1 protein-coding gene is annotated in these 580 nt (G+C 65.6%); it reads left to right on the top strand.

Features of this window, described 5'->3' with window-relative positions; genetic code table 11:
- Window positions 1-179: 179 nt before the first annotated feature.
- Window positions 180-580 (top strand): IS3 family transposase (locus AB4Z15_RS24950; protein WP_442019406.1); only part of this gene is annotated, 401 nt, incomplete at its 3' end.

Raw genomic sequence — 580 nt, 5'->3', positions numbered from 1 at the left:
CCGGTCCTGCCTGAAGAACGGGGGCCGGTGCCGTGGGACGAGCACCGGAAGGCACTGGCCGAAAATGAGCGGTTGAAGGCCGAGGTCGAGTTCCTGGGAAAAGTCAGCGCCTTCTTTGCCGCGAAGCAAAAGTAGAGGACTTCTACGAGTTCATCGAAGCGGAGAAGGCCAACTATTCCGTGGTGTGGCTGTGCCGGGCGTTGAAGGTCTCCCGGGCCTCGTTCTACCGGTGGCGCGCCCCTGCCGGGCCCTCACCGCGTGCCGTGCGGCATGAGGATCTGGTCACCGCGGTTACCGGCCTGTACGAGAAGGAAAATGGCCGTGCCGGCCGTGACCAGCTGACGCTTTTGCTCAACGCGGCCGGGACCAAGGTCTCCGCCCCGACCGTCGGGGCGATCATGCGMGAAAAGGGCCTGCGGGCCATCCGRACCCGGGCCTGGAAGAGGACCACGGTCCAGGACCCGCAAGCCAAGACCGCCCACATCGAGAACCACATGCTCGATGAACAGGGCAAACGCGACTTCACCTCCGCGGTGCCCGGGACCCGCCTGGTCGGAGACATCACCTACCTGCGCACCGG

The organism is Paenarthrobacter sp. 2TAF44 (genome assembly GCF_052114885.1).
Taxonomy (GTDB): domain Bacteria; phylum Actinomycetota; class Actinomycetes; order Actinomycetales; family Micrococcaceae; genus Arthrobacter.
The sequence above is the reverse complement of the archived record's forward strand: the minus strand, read 5'-3'. Positions and strand labels throughout refer to the sequence as shown.